This window comes from Arcticibacter eurypsychrophilus (genome assembly GCF_001730525.1).
GTDB classification, from domain to species: Bacteria; Bacteroidota; Bacteroidia; order Sphingobacteriales; family Sphingobacteriaceae; genus Arcticibacter; species Arcticibacter eurypsychrophilus.
Genome location: NZ_MDFN01000016.1, coordinates 25,307 through 43,383, shown reverse-complemented (window position 1 = coordinate 43,383; position 18,077 = coordinate 25,307). Strand labels below are relative to the sequence as shown.

Here is an 18,077-nt window from a genome sequence, read left to right as displayed (position 1 = left end):
TTCTAATTTAAGATTAAACTTGCCGACAAGTGAACACACTTCAACTAGATTTGAGACTAGAAATATTTCTAAATTGATACCTGATTATATTGTTTTATTTGTTGAAAATTGATAGTATTGTTTAGAAGTAATATCCGCATTTCATGAAGAAAAGAAATTGGTGTATGACAGTTGGCTGTCTGGTTCTAGCAACTGCATTAATCCTGAAACATATCTTGCCAGGATTGCCTGACGCTATCTATGGTTTATGTTTTGGAATGGGAATAGGATTGGAATTAATAGGTCTTTATACGTTAAACCATGATCTATCAGCTTTGAAAAGGTATAAAATGAATATTACCAGAAAAATATTTCATTAAGCTGGAAGGTTGATTTAACTTTTAACTGTTGCTCGTTTTTTTACTTATCATGCTATCCTGTATTCATTTTTAGCCATTCTAACTAAGGAGGTTTCTGGTTCTGGTTATAAACTTACCCATCTGGTTTATTGAGATGGAATGTAATTAGCAGGTTTTAAACCAAACAATCATGGTAAATAGTAAAACATTTATTTTAGTCGCTTTTTCATTTATTTCAGTTCTATCCTTTTGTACGCTGAAAAAATTACCCGATGTCAATAGTTTTGGTGTTTTAGCCTCTAAGAGCAAAACAACACCTACTATAGTGTATATCTCCAATGCGGATAGTCGGGAAATCTATGTTTTGGAATTGAATAAGCGAGATGGTAGTTTAAAACTGATAGAAAAAGAGCCAGTCAATGGCAGCGTAATGCCTTTAGCGATTAGTCCGGACCACAAATATCTCTATGCTTCTTTAAGATCAAAACCTTATGCTGTTAGTAGCTTTGCCATAGATCCGCATACTGGCAAACTGGAATGGATAAAAACTGTTCCACTAACGGATAACATGGCTTATATCTCTACCGATCATACAGGGCATTATTTATTTGGCGCTTCTTATTTTGGTAACAAGATTTCGGTAAATGCAATTGGTCAAGATGGGGTGATCGATTCTATCCCCCTGCAGGTTTTACAAACAGGCAAAAATGCACATGCTATTCTAACTGACCCCTCTAATCGCTATATGTTTGTTCCTAATTTAGGCGATGATGTGATTCTTCAATATCGCTTCGATGAAAGAACGGGTAAGGTGACGGTTAACCAACCTTCTTCTGTTGCTGTCAAGAAAGGTGCGGGTCCGCGACATTTGGTATTTAATCCCAATGGTCATGATGCATTTGGTGTGAACGAATTAGATGGTACTTTAAATAAGTATCAGTTGAATGAATCTGGCCTGTTGAAACTAGTACTCTCTTATTCAGTAATGCCGGCAGGATTTAAAGGTAGACCGGCAGCTGCTGATATCCATTTGAGACCTGATGGTAAGTTTATCTACGTCTCGGAGCGGAGTTCAAATACAATTGCGGCATTTCGGATCAATAAAAAGAAGAGTAACCTGACCTTGGTTGGCAGTTATCCAACTGAAACGCAACCAAGGGGATTTAATATCGATCCTGAAGGGAAATATTTGCTTGCAGTTGGTCAGCAATCGAATGGATTGACTGTATACCGGATTGATCATAAAAAGGGAACACTCATTAAGCGATCTCAGCTGTCGATTGGTAAAAACCCTAACTGGGTTGAAATTCTTCAGCTTACTTTAATAAACTAATTCACATTAGTTCAGCTTGCTGAGGAATCTCTGCTTCCCGGTAATAAAAATTTAAACCTGTAGGGTCTTAAATAAAAAGTAATTGATGATCAAAAGATACGATGCGGTTTAGTATAAGCCCATCCAAGCGCTTTAAGCATCGTGACAGGTTTACCCGTTAAGTGCGTGACTTTCTCAATAATTACAGTATGCAGGTGTAGGCTTTTATATTTTCTAGTTTGGAGAAGGTTAGCTAACTTTTGAAAGCTAGCTTTCTGTTCCGGCATTTCCAGTTCACCAACTTCAATAAATACGTTTACCGCCAAGTCAGTGTGTTGAGCAGCATATTTCTTTTCTATATCGAATATCGTTCCTTGGTCATAAGATAACGCCGGACTTCCAATAAGTATATTTTTGAATAAGTAGGGTTTTTGAAACAATATATAAGTACTGAAAAGTCCTCCCATAGAATAGCCATAGCAGGTTCTGTTGCTTGAATCTGCTTTGTATTCCGACTCTATCAGTGGAATAAGTTCTTTTTCAATAAAATTTAAAAACAGAAATGCACCACCGCTGCCAGGCATGGAAGGCGATGCTGTAGGAGTAAAATCACGGTTCCGTTTATTGGTCGCAGAACCGATTAACCCACCGTCCCCAATGGCAACTACTATAGGTTCTTTAATACGATATTCAGCCATGAGAAGGCCTAAATATTCCAATGTGGGCGAAAAATCGTTTGCACCATCCATGACATATAAGACCGGGTAATTCGTTTTCGCTGTATCGTAACCAGCAGGGAAATGAATGTATAAGTCATAATCATGACCTGCAATTGCAGAGTGTAATAAACGATGTTCTGAATCAGGTACTGTAACCGGTTTAATTTCTTTCTGTTGCGCCGTGGTTTTAGATATGCCGAGGTTTAGGAACAAGAGTATAAGTAATACGTGTTTAAAATCCGTTTGGACAAGCTGAGAAATATGTTGGGATCTTACCAAGATAACAAACAAGAGATTTTTAAGTTGCAAATTAAGCTGCATAACAGTATGGTTTATTAAATTATAAAGGGTTAAATAAAAGTAACCATTACTGTATGTTATTTAGGGAAGGTGGTAAAAAGTGTATACTATTATGTGTAAATAATTTTTATTTTTAATCTTGGTTAAGTGTAATATTGTTATTACATTTATGATAATAATTTAATCGTTCATTTAAATCTACAGCTAACCAAATTTAAGTGAGTTTCATATAGGATATATTGCCAACGTTGTCACACTAATAAAAACTTTAATTTATCTAACCAATTACATATTCTACCATTAATTAAAAGCTATGATCAATCATTTCCTTTTTAAAAGAATGAAGTTATACCTGAGTTTGATCAGTATAATTTCATTAGTAACAGTGCAAGCAATTGCGCTTGAAAAACCAGTAGTCAAAGGTGTTTCCAAAGTAACGGAAACCAAGGGATTAACAATGCAAAGGTTGGCAATTCCAATAAGCGGTACGGTTACAGATGATAGCGGAGCCCCATTGGTTGGTGTGACCATCAATATTAAAGGCACAAGCATTGGTAGTTCGACAGATTTAAATGGAAAGTTTACTCTGGAAGTACCCAATGCAAACAGCGTCCTCGTGTTCAGGTATTTGGGGTATAACGTACAGGAAGTGCCACTTAAAGGTCAAACAGTCATGGCCGTTCAGTTGTTAAAATCTTCTGCCAGTGCTTTATCCGAAGTTGTGGTCGTAGGTTACGGAACACAAAAAAGGGCAACAGTGACCGGAGCGATTTCGACAGTTAATGCCAGGACTATTTCAACATTACCTGTAGCAGGTGTTGATCAGGCCTTGCAAGGAAGGGTGGCAGGCTTATCTGTTGTCAATAATGGATCTCCAGGTACGGCTCCTATTGTTACCATCCGGGGAAATAGTTCCATTTCATTTGCTTCCAATCCTTTGTATGTGGTAGATGGTTTTATCTTAACCAATGGAGGGTTAACGGATTATGACCCTAAAGACATTGAAAGTGTTCAAGTATTAAAAGACGCCAGTACCGCAGCTATTTATGGCTCCCGGGCTACCAATGGCGTGATTCTGGTGACTACTAAAAAAGGAGACAGAAATGGTCAGGTGCGCATCAATTTTGATACGTATGCAGGATTACAAAGTCCCTCTAAATACCTGGATCTATTGAATACCGATCAATATGTAAAGTACGCTACGGCGTTGGGTGGAACAAATGCACTACCTCCACGTTTACAGCCAGCTAACTTTGGTTTACCCATCTACGCTGGGGCGACTCAAACGTACGCCCAGACCAATACCGATTGGCAACGCGAATACTTTAAGAAAAACTCCTTATTAACAGGAAGCAATATTTCTTTAAGCGGAGGCAATGAGGTATCCCGGTTTTATACATCAGGCGGATATTTCAAACAGGAAGGAATTGCACAAGCATTAAGTTACGAGCGGTTTAACTATCGGATCAATTCGGATCACAACCTTGGTAAAGTGTTTTCCGTAGGAGAGAATCTATATCTTTCATCAGCGAATCAGAATTATGATGCGACCGCGGGCAACAGAACGGCCATCACAAATGTAGTGCGTATGCTTCCCTACATTCCAATTAGTGACCCTACTACAAATGGAGGTTTTCAGGGACCAATCAGTAGTTTTGATGGATCAGACCCTACCAATCCTGTGGAAGCTGCGTTGATTGGTTCGAATACCCTTAAGAATCTGGGAATATTAGGTACAGGGTACGTGGATGTTCATTTTGTGCCATGGTTAACATTCAGATCTACTGTGGGTATCAACTATAGTAATGGATACACTAGCAATTATACGCCGATATATAACGATGGAGGAACGTTGAGTGCTACTTCAGCCGTTGTTGGTTTCCAACGAATCTCTACAAATGTTCGGTTGTTTACCCAACAATTATCCTTTGATAAAACGTTTGACAAACACCACGTTGCAGCAACAGCTGTTTTTGAAACGCAGGGATCGAAAATTATCACCCAACTAGAAGCGGGTAATCAAAGTACAAATCAGGTCAAGTCGCTTCAGGGTGCACAGAATATCAGCACTAATAATTTCAATCAGGCGAACTTTATTCAATCATTATTAGGTAGGGTTAACTATGAGTATGCAGGTAAATATCTGTTTCAGGCATCTATTCGTAGGGACGGTACCTCCATATGGGCGCCAGGTAATAAATATGAAGATTTTCCAGCTGCATCAATTGGATGGAAAATTGATCAGGAAGAATTTTTGAAAAATAGTACTACAATCTCTGAGCTGAAGATAAGAGCTAGTTACGGTCTTACTGGTGCAAATCCTGTTGCTTTGGGTAATTATCCTTATGCTGCAAATGTGGTAACAAATGGTGCGGCTTATCCTTTTGGTAATATTATACCATCCGCAGGTACGGCTTCTTATACGAATGGTACGCCAAATCCTGACTTAAGCTGGGAGAAAACTAAACAGCTAAACGTAGGTCTTGATCTGGGCTTCTTAAACAATAAGTTTACCGTAGTGGCTGAGTTTTTTCAAAGGAAGACTGATAATTTAATTTTAATTCCACCTACAGCACCAAGCTTAGGGTTTCTAGCGACTGGAACCCCTCAGAATATTGCAGGCATGCAGAATAATGGTGTGGAATTAGAATTAGGATATCATAAAACAGAGGGCGACTTCAAATATAATATTACAGGATTGATCAGTGGGATCCGAAATAAGGTACTGGCTTTAAACAGTCCTAATGCCACACTTCCATCAGGAAGTGATGCCGATTTTGGAGGAGGTGATGTATTTACCAATACGGTAGCAGGACGATCTGTGCAAAACTTTTATGGGTGGATTGTAGATGGTATATTCCAAAACGCCGCAGAGATAACAAGCAGCCCTATCCAAGCTAATGCGTCTCCTGGAGATCTTAAATTCCGGGATGTAAGTGGACCTAATGGAACAGCCGACGGAATAATTGACAATTTTGACCGTACTTATATAGGAAGTTACATTCCAAAGATTAGTTACTCTTTAAACTACTCTGCAACGTACAAGAACTTTGATGCTGCTTTCTTCTTTCAAGGAGTGCAAGGCAATAAAATTTTAAATGCCGAGCGTATCATCTTAGAAGGAATGCCCCGCTTGTTTAATGCAGGTACACAAGTTCTGGATGCTTGGACTGCAGAAAATACGAATACAAGTATCCCTAGGGCGATTAGTGGTGATCCTAATAGAAATGGTCGTCTATCCACCCGATGGATTGAAGACGGATCGTATTTACGCTTAAAGAACGTGATGATAGGGTATACCTTACCTTCCAGTGTTTTTGGATCCTTATCCAACTCCACATTTAAACGCGTAAGAGTATATGTATCCTCACAAAACCTACTCACTTTCACAAAGTATAAGGGTCTTGACCCAGAGATTGGTTCTAAAAACGGAACATTAACAAATGGTGTTGACTTTGGACAATATCCTCCAGCACGATCAGTTCAATTCGGTATTCAGGCAGGTTTTTAATAGAAATTAAGTTAAAAAAGAGAACAATGAATAGAAAGAAAATAGTTGCACTAATACTCATGTCTGGTATTACGGCAACAAGTTTAATATTTTCATGTAAGGAAAATATTAATATATCCGACCCAAATAATATAGGGAAAGCCCTATACTTCAATACGTCTAGTCAGCTCCTGGAAGGAACAAATGGAGTATATTCTGCATGGAAAGGTTCGAACCTTGTAGCCCGGGAATGGTTTTTTCTGCATGATTTAAGGAGCGATGATGTCGTTACCGGAGGAAGTCAGTTGGAAGCTCCCCGAAATCAAATTCTAATTGGTGTCGTTGATCCGGCAAATCCAGTGATGAATTCCGTATGGAATGCCTTATACACTGTTATTCATCGGGCGAACACTGTTACTGAAAGTGAAGCAAATGTTCAGGATAACCCTGAATTGGTTAAAAGATGTATCGGTGAAGCTAAGTTTTTAAGAGGCTGGGCCTATTATGAATTGGCCAGCCAATGGGGAGACGTTCCTATTTATACTCAAACAGCAACTGGCCCCACGGACTATCAACCTAAATCACCGGTTGCAAGTGTGTATGCTCAGGCAATTAAAGATTTGCAGGAAGCAGCAGCTGCATTGCCTGGAAAGTCTGGTTACGGATCAACAGAGCAGGGCAGGGCAACGAAGTCTGCCGCCTATGCCATGTTGGGCAGAGTGTTTATGCAGTCTGGTGATTATGCAAATGCTAAAGCCGCATTGTTGAAAATTCCAACTTCTGGAGCAGATGGTTACACTCTTACCAGTCGTTTCCTAGATAACTTTGAAGAAGAAAAAGAATTTAATAGTGAGTCGATCTTCGAAGTTGTTTTTGTGGATAAAGGTGATAATGCCTTTAACTGGAACAGTGGAGTCGGTGATGGAGGTACAGCAGCTCAATCTACTGTACGTAATCAGGAAGAAAACCCAATAGGCTGGAGAAATCTTATTCCATCCGACAGGATGCTAAATGAGTTTGAAAGTACAGCTACAGGTGCTACTAAAACCGATCCCCGCTATTCTTATACCTTCTACCAGACAGGTGATAAATATAATAACGGTAATTCAGTGTTGGCTGAAGCAGATCAAAATGGAAATGCTTCTACTGTTCATGGAACACGTATAAAAGCGGGCTTCAGGAAGTTCCAGATCATTTATAAACAGGATAAAGCAACTGCTAGTTTTCACCCCGGAGGTAATAATCAACGGATTTTACGTTATGCCGAAGTGTTGCTGAACCTTGCAGAAAGTGAGAATGAACTGGGTAATACCGGTGCTGCGGTGACTTATTTGAATCAGATTCGGGCAAGAGCAGATGTAGCCATGCCTGGTTATCCAACTGCGCAGTATCCTGTTAGTACAAAAGATCAGATAACACGAGCACTGATTCATGAAAAGTCAGCTGAAATGACTAATGAGGAAGTTCGGAATGTGGATATTATTCGTTGGAGAAAGAAAAGCTATTTTGCTACCGAACCGCTGTCGTATTATAAACCAGGAACTGAGCTTTTACCAATACCACAATCCGAAATAGACAATAACCCAAAGTTAAATCAGTAAATAATAAACTTTGAGCTATCTTTATTTAGCGATAGTAGTCAGCTTTAACATATATATATTGACGAAAGTAATTAGTTTCAAGCTATAGCTTTTATAGAAGGCAATCTGTTTTAAGTTTTATATATTTACAGTACACAACAGGCTTTTGTCTATTTAAGTGTAGAGAATTTGAAAGGCTTTAAGCAATCATATTAGTAACAGTTATAAGCTGATTGAACCAAAAGCCGGGATAGTGTGATTCAAAATTCACTATCCCGGCTATTGTTTTATGTTATTTTCTTGGTTAATTACCTTTGCCTTTTTTAACATTAAGTATATTTATTTTTGCATCTCTAGTATTTTTAATATGATCCTGATCTAATTACCTTTTTACATGAAACAATTTTACCCTGCTTTATCTCTTGTATTATGGTTTTGCGTAGCTGCCTGTTCCAAACAGCAGCCCACTTTATTTGAGCAAATTCCATCTTCCCATTCAGGAATAGAGTTCAATAACCTGATTACGGAGAACGATTCAATTAACCCCTTGGATAATGCTTATGTATATAATGGGGGAGGTGTAGGAGTAGGAGATTTTAATAATGATGGTTTGCCTGATCTCTATTTTACAGGGAATATGGTTGCCAATAAACTGTATCTGAACAAAGGTGATTTTAAGTTTCAGGATATCACAAATGAGGCAGGAGTAGAAGGAAAAGGTCGCTGGGGAAGAGGAGTGGCTGTTATTGATATCAATAACGATGGTTTAATGGACCTGTACGTCTGTAATTCATTGTTAAACGACTCCTTAAAACGTCAAAACCTGTTATACATCAATACCGGTAAAGATAAAAATGGGATCCCTCATTTTAAAGAGCTAGCCAAAGAATATGGTTTAGATATTCATGCGCACTCTACCATGGCCAGTTTTTTTGATTATAATAATGATGGTACTCTGGATATGTATCTTACCGTAAATGAGCCTGATGCTTCCTATTATGCTAATAATTACAGACCTATAAATAAGAACGGCACGAGTCCCAGTACCGGCAGGTTGTATAAGAATTCATGGGACCCTGAATTAAAACATCCTGTATTTCAAAACGTATCAGCAAAGGCGGGTATACTGATTGAAGGATATGGCCATGCGGCCAGTATAGTTGATCTAAACCGTGACGGCTGGAAAGATATTTATGTCACTAATGATTTCTTGTCTTCTAATATCCTGTATATCAATAATCAGGACGGTACATTCAGCGATCACTCCAGAGAGTATTTCAAGCATACCTCATTTAATGCCATGGGAAATGATATCGCAGATTTAAATAACGATGGACTTGCTGATATCTATGAACTGGATATGAATCCGGAAGATAACTATCGTAAGAAAATGATGATGATGCCTAATAGTTACCAAAGTTTCCAATTGATGGATCACTATGGTTATCAGTATCAATACGTGCGCAATACCCTGCAACTCAATCAGGGACCTCGTGTAGGGGGAAACGATTCTGTTGGAAGTCCCATTTTTAGTGAAATCAGTTACCTGAGTGGAGTTGCACAAACAGATTGGAGCTGGACACCCTTGCTTGCCGATTTTAACAATGATGGGTATAGGGATGTCATTGTGACTAATGGATTTCCAAAAGATGTAACCGATCATGACTTTATAACATTCAGAAATAACGCCTATTCATCTGCTTCCAAACAAACACTCATGGAGCAACTGCCAACAGTAAAAATTTCTAATTACGGGTATTTGAACACTGGCGATCTGAAATTTAAAAATGCAACTAAAGAATGGGGACTAACTGAGCCCTCCTTTTCAAATGGTGCCGTTTATGTCGATCTTGATAACAATGGGACATTGGATCTGGTAGTCAATAATATCGATGATAAAGCTTTTGTTTACAAGAACACCGAAGATCAGGCAAAATATCTGCAAATTAAATTCAATGGCGACACACAAAACAGGAATGGCATAGGAGCCTGGGCAGATATATATTACAATAAAGGCAAACATCAGGTTTACGAAAACAACCCTTACCGTGGATACTTGTCCTCCATACAAAATACAGCACACTTTGGATTAGGTAAAGTAACACAGCTAGACTCTGTTGTAATCCGTTGGTATAATGGTAAAAAACAGGTGCTAAAAAATATAAAATCCAATCAGTTATTACAGGTAAACATCAGCAATGCCAAGCTTCCTGATAGTTGGTCGACTCCTGTTAAAGCTCCCGTTACCCTATTTAAAGAAGTAACCCATTTGTCCGGGATCACCTACAAACATCAGGAAGAAGATTTTGCGGACTTTAATATTCAAAAACTTTTACCTCATAAATTTTCAGCTTATAGTCCCGCATTGGCCGTAGGCGATGTTGATAATAACGGATTGGATGATATCGTTACTGGTGGTAATGCACAACATCATGCGCAAGTATTACTACAACAGCCAAACGGTAAATTTAAACAGCAGGATCTATTACCAGGTCAACCCTCAGATCAGGAAAAGTATAAAGATGCTGGATTGTTGCTCTTTGATGCAAATGGCGATGGTAAGCAAGATTTATATGTTGCCAGCGGTGGTTATGAAAGCGAACCTGGCAGTCCGGCTTACCAGGATAGGCTCTATTTAAACAATGGAAAAGGTAAATTTACCCTAACCAAAGATGCCTTGCCACCAAATTTTGGCAGCAAGTTATGCGTCAGGGCCATGGATTACAATAGGGATGGTAAACTTGATTTGTTTGTTTCAGGAAGAGTAGAACCCTGGGGATATCCCAAACCAGTATCCAGCCTGTTATTAAGGAACGATAGTCAAGCAGGGAAGCCCAAATTTACCGATGTTACCCAAGAAGTAGCACCAGCATTGCTAAATATAGGCTTGGTATGTGATGCTTTATTTTCAGACTATGATAACGACGGTTGGCCCGATCTTATCCTTGCCGGGGAATGGATGCCCGTTACGTTTTTAAAGAATAACAAAGGAAAGTTTGTCAATACCACCGCCACAACAGGCACAAAAGATCAACCAGGCTGGTGGAATACCATTGTAGCAGGAGATTTCAGACATACCGGAAGAATGGATTACATAGTAGGCAACGCTGGCTTGAATACACTATTTCAGGCAAGCCAAGAGTACCCAGTTTACATTACCGCAAAAGATTTTGATAAGAGAGGCAGGCTTGATGCTTTCCCTTCTCTTTTTTTACCGGGTCCGGATGGCCAGAAGCATGAATATCCTGCCAACGTCCGGGAAGATGCAGTAAAGCAATTAATCAGTTTGCGTAAACGCTTTACCAATTTCAAATCCTACGCACTAGCCACAATGGACGATTTGTTAACACCCGAACAACGAGACGGAGCACTGCGGTTTAAAGCAAATAACCTGCAATCTTCTTATTTAAGAAATGAGGGCAATGGCAAATTTACGGTCATCCCTTTACCTATACAGGCACAGCTCTCTGCGCTTAACGGTATGGTAGTGGATGATTATGATGGCGATGGAAATCTGGATGTTGTGATTAATGGAAATGATTACGGTACTGACGTTTCCGTAGGTCGTTACGATGCCTTAAACGGATTATTTCTCAAAGGTGACGGAAAAGGAAATTTTAAACCCTTATCCATTATGCAAAGTGGGATCTATATTCCAGGAGATGGTAAAGCATTAGTTAAACTCCATAACAGCAGCGGAAACTACATGCTTGCAGCCAGTCAGAATAAAGACATACTAAAGATTTTTGAACTCAAACGAAGTGTGAAAAGTATTAAAGCTGAACCATCAGACCAGATTGCGGTAATAAAATATAAAAATGGAAGCAGTACTAAACAAGAGTTTTATTATGGCTCCTCATTTTTATCTCAATCTGCGCGATTTATAAATGTAGACAGCACCATGAAAAGCGTGACTATACACCGCGGTAATGGTACATTTCGCACGGTGCCCTTATAAAAGGTAAAATTAAATCTGGCTTTTATCAATAACGTCCCGCACAATTTTATCTAATTCATTAACTGAAATGTTGAGGTAGTTAAATAAATCATCATTATTTTTATCTCTATCCTGATCGTTAATCAGATTCATCAGACCCATAATCCGTGCCAGTGGAGCCCTTACCAGATGAGCTTGCGTCCATGCTATTTCCCTAAGGCGTATATTTTTCTGCTCAATGGTTTGAATATAATTGATTCGTTCTGTAATATCCTGCATAGCACCAATCATTCTAATTGCCTGCCCTTCATTATTAAACATTAGAAACCCCCTGTCCAGCACAAACTTATACGTTCCATCAGCACATTGAAAACGATACTCATTTGTCCAACGTGAGATCATATGTTTTTTATTGTGATTAACAGTATCTTTAATCCGCTGTAAATCTTCCGGATGAACACGATCTTCCCACCATTGAAGTCCGGAAACCTCTTTGTATCCGAAAATATTGTGAATACCATGATTCCATCTCACCTCACCAGTTAGTACATTTGCATCCCAAACCGTGTCGCTGGTTGCCTTTGACACAATATCATAGCGTTCCAGGTGTTCCTTAACTATTAATTCCTGTTGCATCCGTTGAGTAACATCCCTGGCATTAACCACAATACCCTGAATAGCCGAATCATCACGCATATCCGTAACTATGGTTTGCAACCAACGGATTTCTTTCTCTCCGTTTGTAAAACGAAAAGGAGAAAGTTCAATTCGCTTTTGATTTCCTAACATCGCAAATTCTTTCATTACGAGCGACTTGTCTTCTTCATAAATAAAATCAAAAGCATTTTTGCCGGTAAGTGTATATGCAAAATCCATTATACGCTGGGCATTGGGACTTATATACAGGTAATTACCATTAGTATCCAGGATGGAAATTAAATCAGAACCATCCTGAATCAAGGTTTTAAAGCGGCGCTCGCTGACAATCAAGTCTTGTTCTGCTTTCAGTTTCTCCGTATTATCCACTGCAATTACTATTCTTGCCGCTTTTCCGTCATAAGTAATTGAATTTCCCTTTGTAAGTATATAAATAATCTCGCCAGATTTTTTCATATGTCGCGATAAACTGGTATGAGAAAAGCCTGGTTTTACTTCATTAAGTAAGATATTGTTTAGTGTTTCAACGTCTTCAAGAGGACGTAGATCTCTGATCGTCATAGAAAGAAGTTCTTCACGACTATATCCATAATGTTCAATAAAAGCACTATTCACATCAAGAATCATTAATGAGCCTAATTCATAAACAAACATAGGTTGCGGAGTTAAATGAAAAATATCCCTATATCTGTTTCTTGCGGCTTCAAGCTCCGATTTAGCATTTTTGCTTTCTGTGACATCCCTCATTATACCGATCATCCTCACAGGCTGACCATTAAGGTCTCTCAAAATATAACCGTTTTCTTCTACACATGCAAAAATCCCATCAGCTTTCTTGAACCGATAGTCCAATTTTATGTTCGTTTGAGTTGGATCATTTAAAGCTTTATTTAAGGCTTTGTTCGTGCTTTCCTCATCGTCATCATGCACCAAAGCTGCCCATTTTCCTATACAATATAAATCATCCGAAACGGTATAACCAAATACCCTGTAAAAAGCATCGCCCCATTGGATATGATTATTTTTCAGATCCCAGTCATATATAGCATCATTGGTAGCCATATTTACATAGGTATGCCGTTCATTATTTATCCTTAAAGCATTTTCTGCTTGCTTTAAATCCGTGTTATCTATCCCGACACATTGAAATTCTACCGGTACATCATTTGAATCGGTTAAAGCTATTAAATGCCAAATCGACGATTTAACACCACCGTTTTTTGCAGGTTTATTTATTTCAACCTGAAAGACTTTATTTGGATGATTCAGGCATTCTTTTGACGTTTCCATAATCCGGTCAAGGTCATCTGGAGACACTGATGACTTACTGTAAGCGCCTAAAAAGTCTTCGCTCGTGTACATCCAGCCAAAATCTTCTTTATATTTATTATTATAGTAAGTATATTGGCCATTTAAAGTGAGTCGGACCACATAATTAGTTTGTGTATCGATCAAACTTCTTAACCGCAATTCACTAGATAATAGTTCCTCCTGTATTTTTTTACTATCTGTGATATCCAGAGAGGCGCCAAACAATTTTATCATTGTTCCATACTCATCACATTGAATTGATTTCCATGACTTCAAATGTCTCACCTCTCCATCAGGACGAATGATCCGTTCATCTAATTCTATGTTGAGTTTTGTTGTTAACAGTAACTCAATGGCTGCATTAACACGTTCTTTATCATCAGGATGCACGATGTCCAGATAACTGTTAAAGTTTAGTTTAACCTTATCTTTTTTTAAACCGCATATCGCATATAAGGCATCCGAGTATCTGAACACATTACTCTTGAAATCATAGGACCAGTTGCCAAATTGCGCCAGTTCCTCACCTTGACTCATTAAAAGAGTAGTTTCTTTTAATGCTCTGGCATACTGCTTATTTTCAAGGATCACCTTAAGTATAGAGGTTGCCCGCTCAATTATATTTAATTCATGTACATCAGGCGTTTTAACTTTCCGGTAATACATGGCAAAAGTAGCCATTACCTCACCCTCAGATGAGATGATTGGGTGTGACCAGCAGGCTTTAAGTCCAAATTCTAAAGCGATGTGCCGCAATTTTGTCCAAATCGGATCATTAGCAATATCACTTACGATCACCTGTTTTTTTGTATAAGCCGAAGTACCGCAGGAGCCAACATTGTTTCCAATTTCCAAACCCTCAATTGCTTGAATATAAGGATTAGGTAATGACGGCGATGCCCAATTGTATACCCGATCATTTTTAATCTGCAAAATGGAGCACTGCATTTCTGGGTAAAGAGCTTCAATACCGCGGATGTATAAAGATAAGACCTCAGTGCTCGAAACATTTTGTTTTGAGTTCAATTGAAGCACTTTCTTTTCAAGCCGTTCTATGTCATTTGACAACTGAGACGCGAGTTTGGCTTTTAATTTCTCTTCAACCTCTAAATAAAAGGATGTAATATCAGTAGAATTTTGAATAATATAAAGGATTTCTCCAGCATTATTTAATAAAGGATAAGTATCTATTTTCCAATAATGAACCTCCAGTTGGTCAGATCCCATGACCGGTAAGTTATACTGGTGTTTTTTAATTTGGTGTGCTTTTTTAAATTGCAGTACATATTCTACTGCTTCCAGGATATCTTTTGTTCCTGAATTTGTACGTGTAGAAATTTTCGGAAAGGCTTCGAAAAGACCTCTTCCTACTATATCCTGCCTTTCCAAATGCAATGTTTCCAAAAAAGACTTATTAGCTAATGCAATAGTAAAATATGGAGAATCTGTATTTATTATTATACTTGGCGTTGGCTGGCAGTTGTAAATTATTTCAATATCACTCAATGTCATATTCATGCGAATAGTGATGAAGATAACACTAATTACCTATTTAACGGCATAGATAGGTAAATAAGGATTCATTACCAAACATATGTAGGTTGTTGTTATCTGAATGAGCTTGGAAAATGTATAGATTTTCTTGATATAATCAGAATGAAATCATAATATTACACTATCTATTTAAAACGATGATAAAGGCTCTCAAACTAAAATTACCTATACTTTTTATTATTCTCCTCGCAATGCTTTCCTGTAAGGATAAAACTAAAAACTACGAGCAGTATGATCAGGTTTATAAGAATATAGATTCAACCGTCAGTCCGGGTGCAAACTTTTTTAAATATGCCAATGGAACCTGGATCAAAAATAACCCGATACCCGCAGCATACTCTTCTTGGGGAATAGTAAATTTGATCGTGGAGGAGATTCGCGACAAGCTCAAGAAGATCAGTACCGATGCCATGAATGCTAGTGCAGCAGCAGGGAGCGACCAGCAAAAAATTGGCGATTTTTACTACTCGGGGATGGATACGCTCAATATCGAAAAGCAAGGTCTGGAGCCGCTTAAGCAACAATTTGCTCGTATAGATCAGATCAAAAGTATAAATGATGTAATCAGCACATCCGCTTATTTCAATAAAATAGGCGCAAGTAGTCTCTTTGGAATGTATGTGGCACAAGATGGTAAGAACAGTGAAAAAATGCTTCTTCAGTTCTATCAAACCGGATTAGGATTACCTGAACGCGATTATTATTTTAATACCGATAAACGAACCATAACTATTCGCAAAGACTATCAGGAGAAACACCTGCCCGCCATGCTTAAACATTCAGGCATGAACATACAGCAAGCCGGTATTGCGGCCCCAAAAGTGTATGCCATAGAAGCCTATCTTGCGGCAAATTCCCGAAAGCTGGAAGCGCTACGCGATCCTTACAAAAACTATAACAAAATAGCAACCGTAAATCTAAATAAACTAACTCCGGGTCTTGATTGGGCGATCGTATTAGACAACCTCGAAATCAAAAATGCTGACTCCGTTATAATCGGTCAGCCCGAATATTATAAGGCTATAAACACAGCCCTTAAAAAGTACCCTCTGGAAGATTGGAAAGCTTATCTGCGTTGGCATCTAATCTCTTCTTTTGCACCCTACCTGAATAAAGCTGCCGAAAAGGAAGATTTTCGATTTTATCAAACTGTGCTTAGGGGAGTACCCGAGCAATTGCCACGCTGGAAGAGTGTGTTGACAACTGAAAATGACCTATTAGACGAACTATTAGGGCAGCTTTTTGTGAAGGACTACTTCCCGGAGAAAACCAGGAAGCGTTATGAAGACCTGGTTGAAGCGATCCGCGATACCTACAAAGAGCATATAGAAAAGTTAGACTGGATGAGTTCCGCAACTAAGAAAAAGGCCTTAGCTAAGTTATCCAGCATGCGATCTAAAGTAGGTTATCCAGAGAAGTGGAAGGACTACAGTAAATTAACGATCGATCGCAAGAGTTACGCCGGCAATGTAATGCGGGCCAATATCTGGGATTATGAACACCAGATTAAAAAGATAGGTAAACCAGTAGATCATACGGAATGGAATATGGCACCACAGACCTACAACGCGAATTACAGTCCCTCTAATAACGAGATCACTCTTCCTGCAGCTATCTTTCTGATTCCGAAGGTAAAAGATGAAAATGTAGACGATGCTGTGATATATGGGTATGCAGCCGCTTCTACCATTGGGCATGAAATAACACATGGCTTTGATGATCAGGGAAGACAATATGACGAGAAGGGAAATCTTAAATCATGGTGGACCGCCCAGGATTCAGTGAAATTTACGAAGAAGGCCAAGATGCTTTCGCAGCAGTTCAGCAGTTATAAAGTACTGGACAGTCTGCATGTAAATGGAGAAATCACGCTAGGTGAAAATATAGCAGACTTGGGAGGAATAGTGCTTGGATTAGATGCTTTTAAGAAAACTGATCAGTATAAAAAGAATAAAAAGATCAATGGTCTGAGCCCTACACAGCGGTTTTTCCTAGGCTATTCGCTGGGTTGGCTGTACCACACCAGAGATGAAAACCTGGCTAATCAGATCATGACGGATGTGCATTCACCGGCATTTCTGAGAGTAAACGGCCCTTTCTCTGATGTACCTGAATTTTATGAGGCTTTCAAAATTAAAAAAGGGGATTCGCTATGGTTGGCACCTGATAAGAGAGTAAAGATCTGGTAGTAAGGGTTTTTAGGTCAGCCTCTTATTTTATAAATTATACTTATTTACTTAACAGCCTTGACTGTGAAATTTTCAAAGACTACAGGAAAACTTAATTTACCAGGAGCAGCGGCCACAATACCAATTTGTGCCTTTACATCAGGCGGAAAATAGGCCAGTCGTAGCATCTTAAAATCTTTATTATCGAAAGAATATTCTATTTGCACAAAATCGCCTTTACGCAAGAGCTTGAGCCAAATTGATTTGGGACTATCGGTACGTGGCACAACAGACCAATCTGAAAACTCGCGGGTAACCACGGCACTTACGTTTTGCACCCCATCAACATATTCAATACCGGTTTTAATCCAGTTCTTATTATCGACACGCACCATTAAACCAGCCTGATGAAACAATTCATGATAGTTGCCGGAAATCTTTACCGTAGCTTCAAAATTTCCTGAGGTTTCCTGATAGTAAAAAGGCCCTGAATCGCGGATGAAGTCATAGTGGGTAATACGCCAGAAATCAGTACCAGGGTCAACAGTCACGGTGATTGTGTCTCCTTTGGCGCTCCAAGTCTTAGGTTGGTTAAGCCATTTCATTGCGTTGTTTTGTGCCGATGCTCCTGAAGTCACTGCAAATAAAATAAGGGTTAAAATGTGTTTGTTCATTGGATATGAAGCTAATTTTAAAGACTTGAGACCGTAA

General features: G+C 38.8%; 9 protein-coding genes. 6 read left to right on the top strand and 3 right to left on the bottom strand.

The annotated features are described in order from the left end of the window. Positions 1–143: 143 nt before the first annotated feature. Both BFL47_RS10315 and BFL47_RS10310 read left to right on the top strand, forming a co-directional pair. Positions 144–359, top strand: a complete 216-nt coding sequence (locus tag BFL47_RS10315; RefSeq protein WP_069659715.1) for a hypothetical protein — start codon at positions 144–146, stop codon at positions 357–359. Between the two features lie 169 nt (positions 360–528). After that, positions 529–1,671 carry a lactonase family protein gene (locus tag BFL47_RS10310; RefSeq protein ID WP_083257110.1) on the top strand — a complete coding sequence of 381 codons (1,143 nt, stop codon included), beginning with the start codon at positions 529–531 and terminating at the stop codon, positions 1,669–1,671. A gap of 89 nt (positions 1,672–1,760) precedes the next feature. Here the strand turns inward: BFL47_RS10310 and BFL47_RS10305 are convergent, their stop codons facing one another. Further along, positions 1,761–2,582 (bottom strand): alpha/beta hydrolase, encoded by an 822-nt coding sequence (locus tag BFL47_RS10305; protein WP_170827303.1) that lies wholly within the window; start codon positions 2,580–2,582, stop codon positions 1,761–1,763. Positions 2,583–2,982: 400 nt separating this feature from the next. On the opposite strand from BFL47_RS10305, the gene BFL47_RS10300 reads away from it, so the two are divergent. From BFL47_RS10300 to BFL47_RS10290, 3 genes are all read left to right on the top strand, one after another. Further along, the gene (locus tag BFL47_RS10300; RefSeq protein ID WP_069659713.1) at positions 2,983–6,180 is read left to right on the top strand and encodes a SusC/RagA family TonB-linked outer membrane protein; all 3,198 of its coding nucleotides are present in this window, start codon (positions 2,983–2,985) and stop codon (positions 6,178–6,180) included. Between the two features lie 26 nt (positions 6,181–6,206). Continuing rightward, complete coding sequence (locus tag BFL47_RS10295; protein WP_069659712.1) at positions 6,207–7,760, top strand: RagB/SusD family nutrient uptake outer membrane protein; 1,554 nt, start codon at positions 6,207–6,209, stop codon at positions 7,758–7,760. A gap of 373 nt (positions 7,761–8,133) precedes the next feature. Then, entirely contained in the window at positions 8,134–11,697 is a 3,564-nt protein-coding gene (locus BFL47_RS10290; RefSeq protein ID WP_069659711.1) for a VCBS repeat-containing protein, read from the top strand. Positions 11,698–11,706: 9 nt separating this feature from the next. On the opposite strand, the gene BFL47_RS10285 is transcribed toward BFL47_RS10290, so the two are convergent. Next, on the bottom strand, positions 11,707–15,162 hold the full coding sequence (locus BFL47_RS10285; protein WP_083257109.1) for a PAS domain-containing protein: 3,456 nt from the start codon (positions 15,160–15,162) through the stop codon (positions 11,707–11,709). A gap of 227 nt (positions 15,163–15,389) precedes the next feature. Between BFL47_RS10285 and BFL47_RS10280 the strand changes: the two genes are divergently transcribed. Beyond that, positions 15,390–17,387: a M13 family metallopeptidase gene (locus BFL47_RS10280; protein WP_245681348.1), complete on the top strand. Its 1,998-nt coding sequence runs from the start codon at positions 15,390–15,392 to the stop codon at positions 17,385–17,387. A gap of 44 nt (positions 17,388–17,431) precedes the next feature. Here BFL47_RS10280 and BFL47_RS10275 read toward each other — a convergent pair whose 3' ends face one another. After that, complete coding sequence (locus tag BFL47_RS10275) at positions 17,432–18,040, bottom strand: DUF1349 domain-containing protein (protein ID WP_211480963.1); 609 nt, start codon at positions 18,038–18,040, stop codon at positions 17,432–17,434. Positions 18,041–18,077: the final 37 nt, after the last annotated feature.

Bases quoted from the DNA above. Each gene is read 5' to 3' on its own strand.
- BFL47_RS10315 (WP_069659715.1), top strand. From the start codon at position 144: ATGAAGAAAAGAAATTGGTGTATGACAGTTGGCTGTCTGGTTCTAGCA.
- BFL47_RS10310 (WP_083257110.1), top strand. From the start codon at position 529: ATGGTAAATAGTAAAACATTTATTTTAGTCGCTTTTTCATTTATTTCA.
- BFL47_RS10300 (WP_069659713.1), top strand. From the start codon at position 2,983: ATGATCAATCATTTCCTTTTTAAAAGAATGAAGTTATACCTGAGTTTG.
- BFL47_RS10295 (WP_069659712.1), top strand. From the start codon at position 6,207: ATGAATAGAAAGAAAATAGTTGCACTAATACTCATGTCTGGTATTACG.
- BFL47_RS10290 (WP_069659711.1), top strand. From the start codon at position 8,134: ATGAAACAATTTTACCCTGCTTTATCTCTTGTATTATGGTTTTGCGTA.
- BFL47_RS10285 (WP_083257109.1), bottom strand. From the start codon at position 15,162: ATGAATATGACATTGAGTGATATTGAAATAATTTACAACTGCCAGCCA.
- BFL47_RS10280 (WP_245681348.1), top strand. From the start codon at position 15,390: ATGCTTTCCTGTAAGGATAAAACTAAAAACTACGAGCAGTATGATCAG.
- BFL47_RS10275 (WP_211480963.1), bottom strand. From the start codon at position 18,040: ATGAACAAACACATTTTAACCCTTATTTTATTTGCAGTGACTTCAGGA.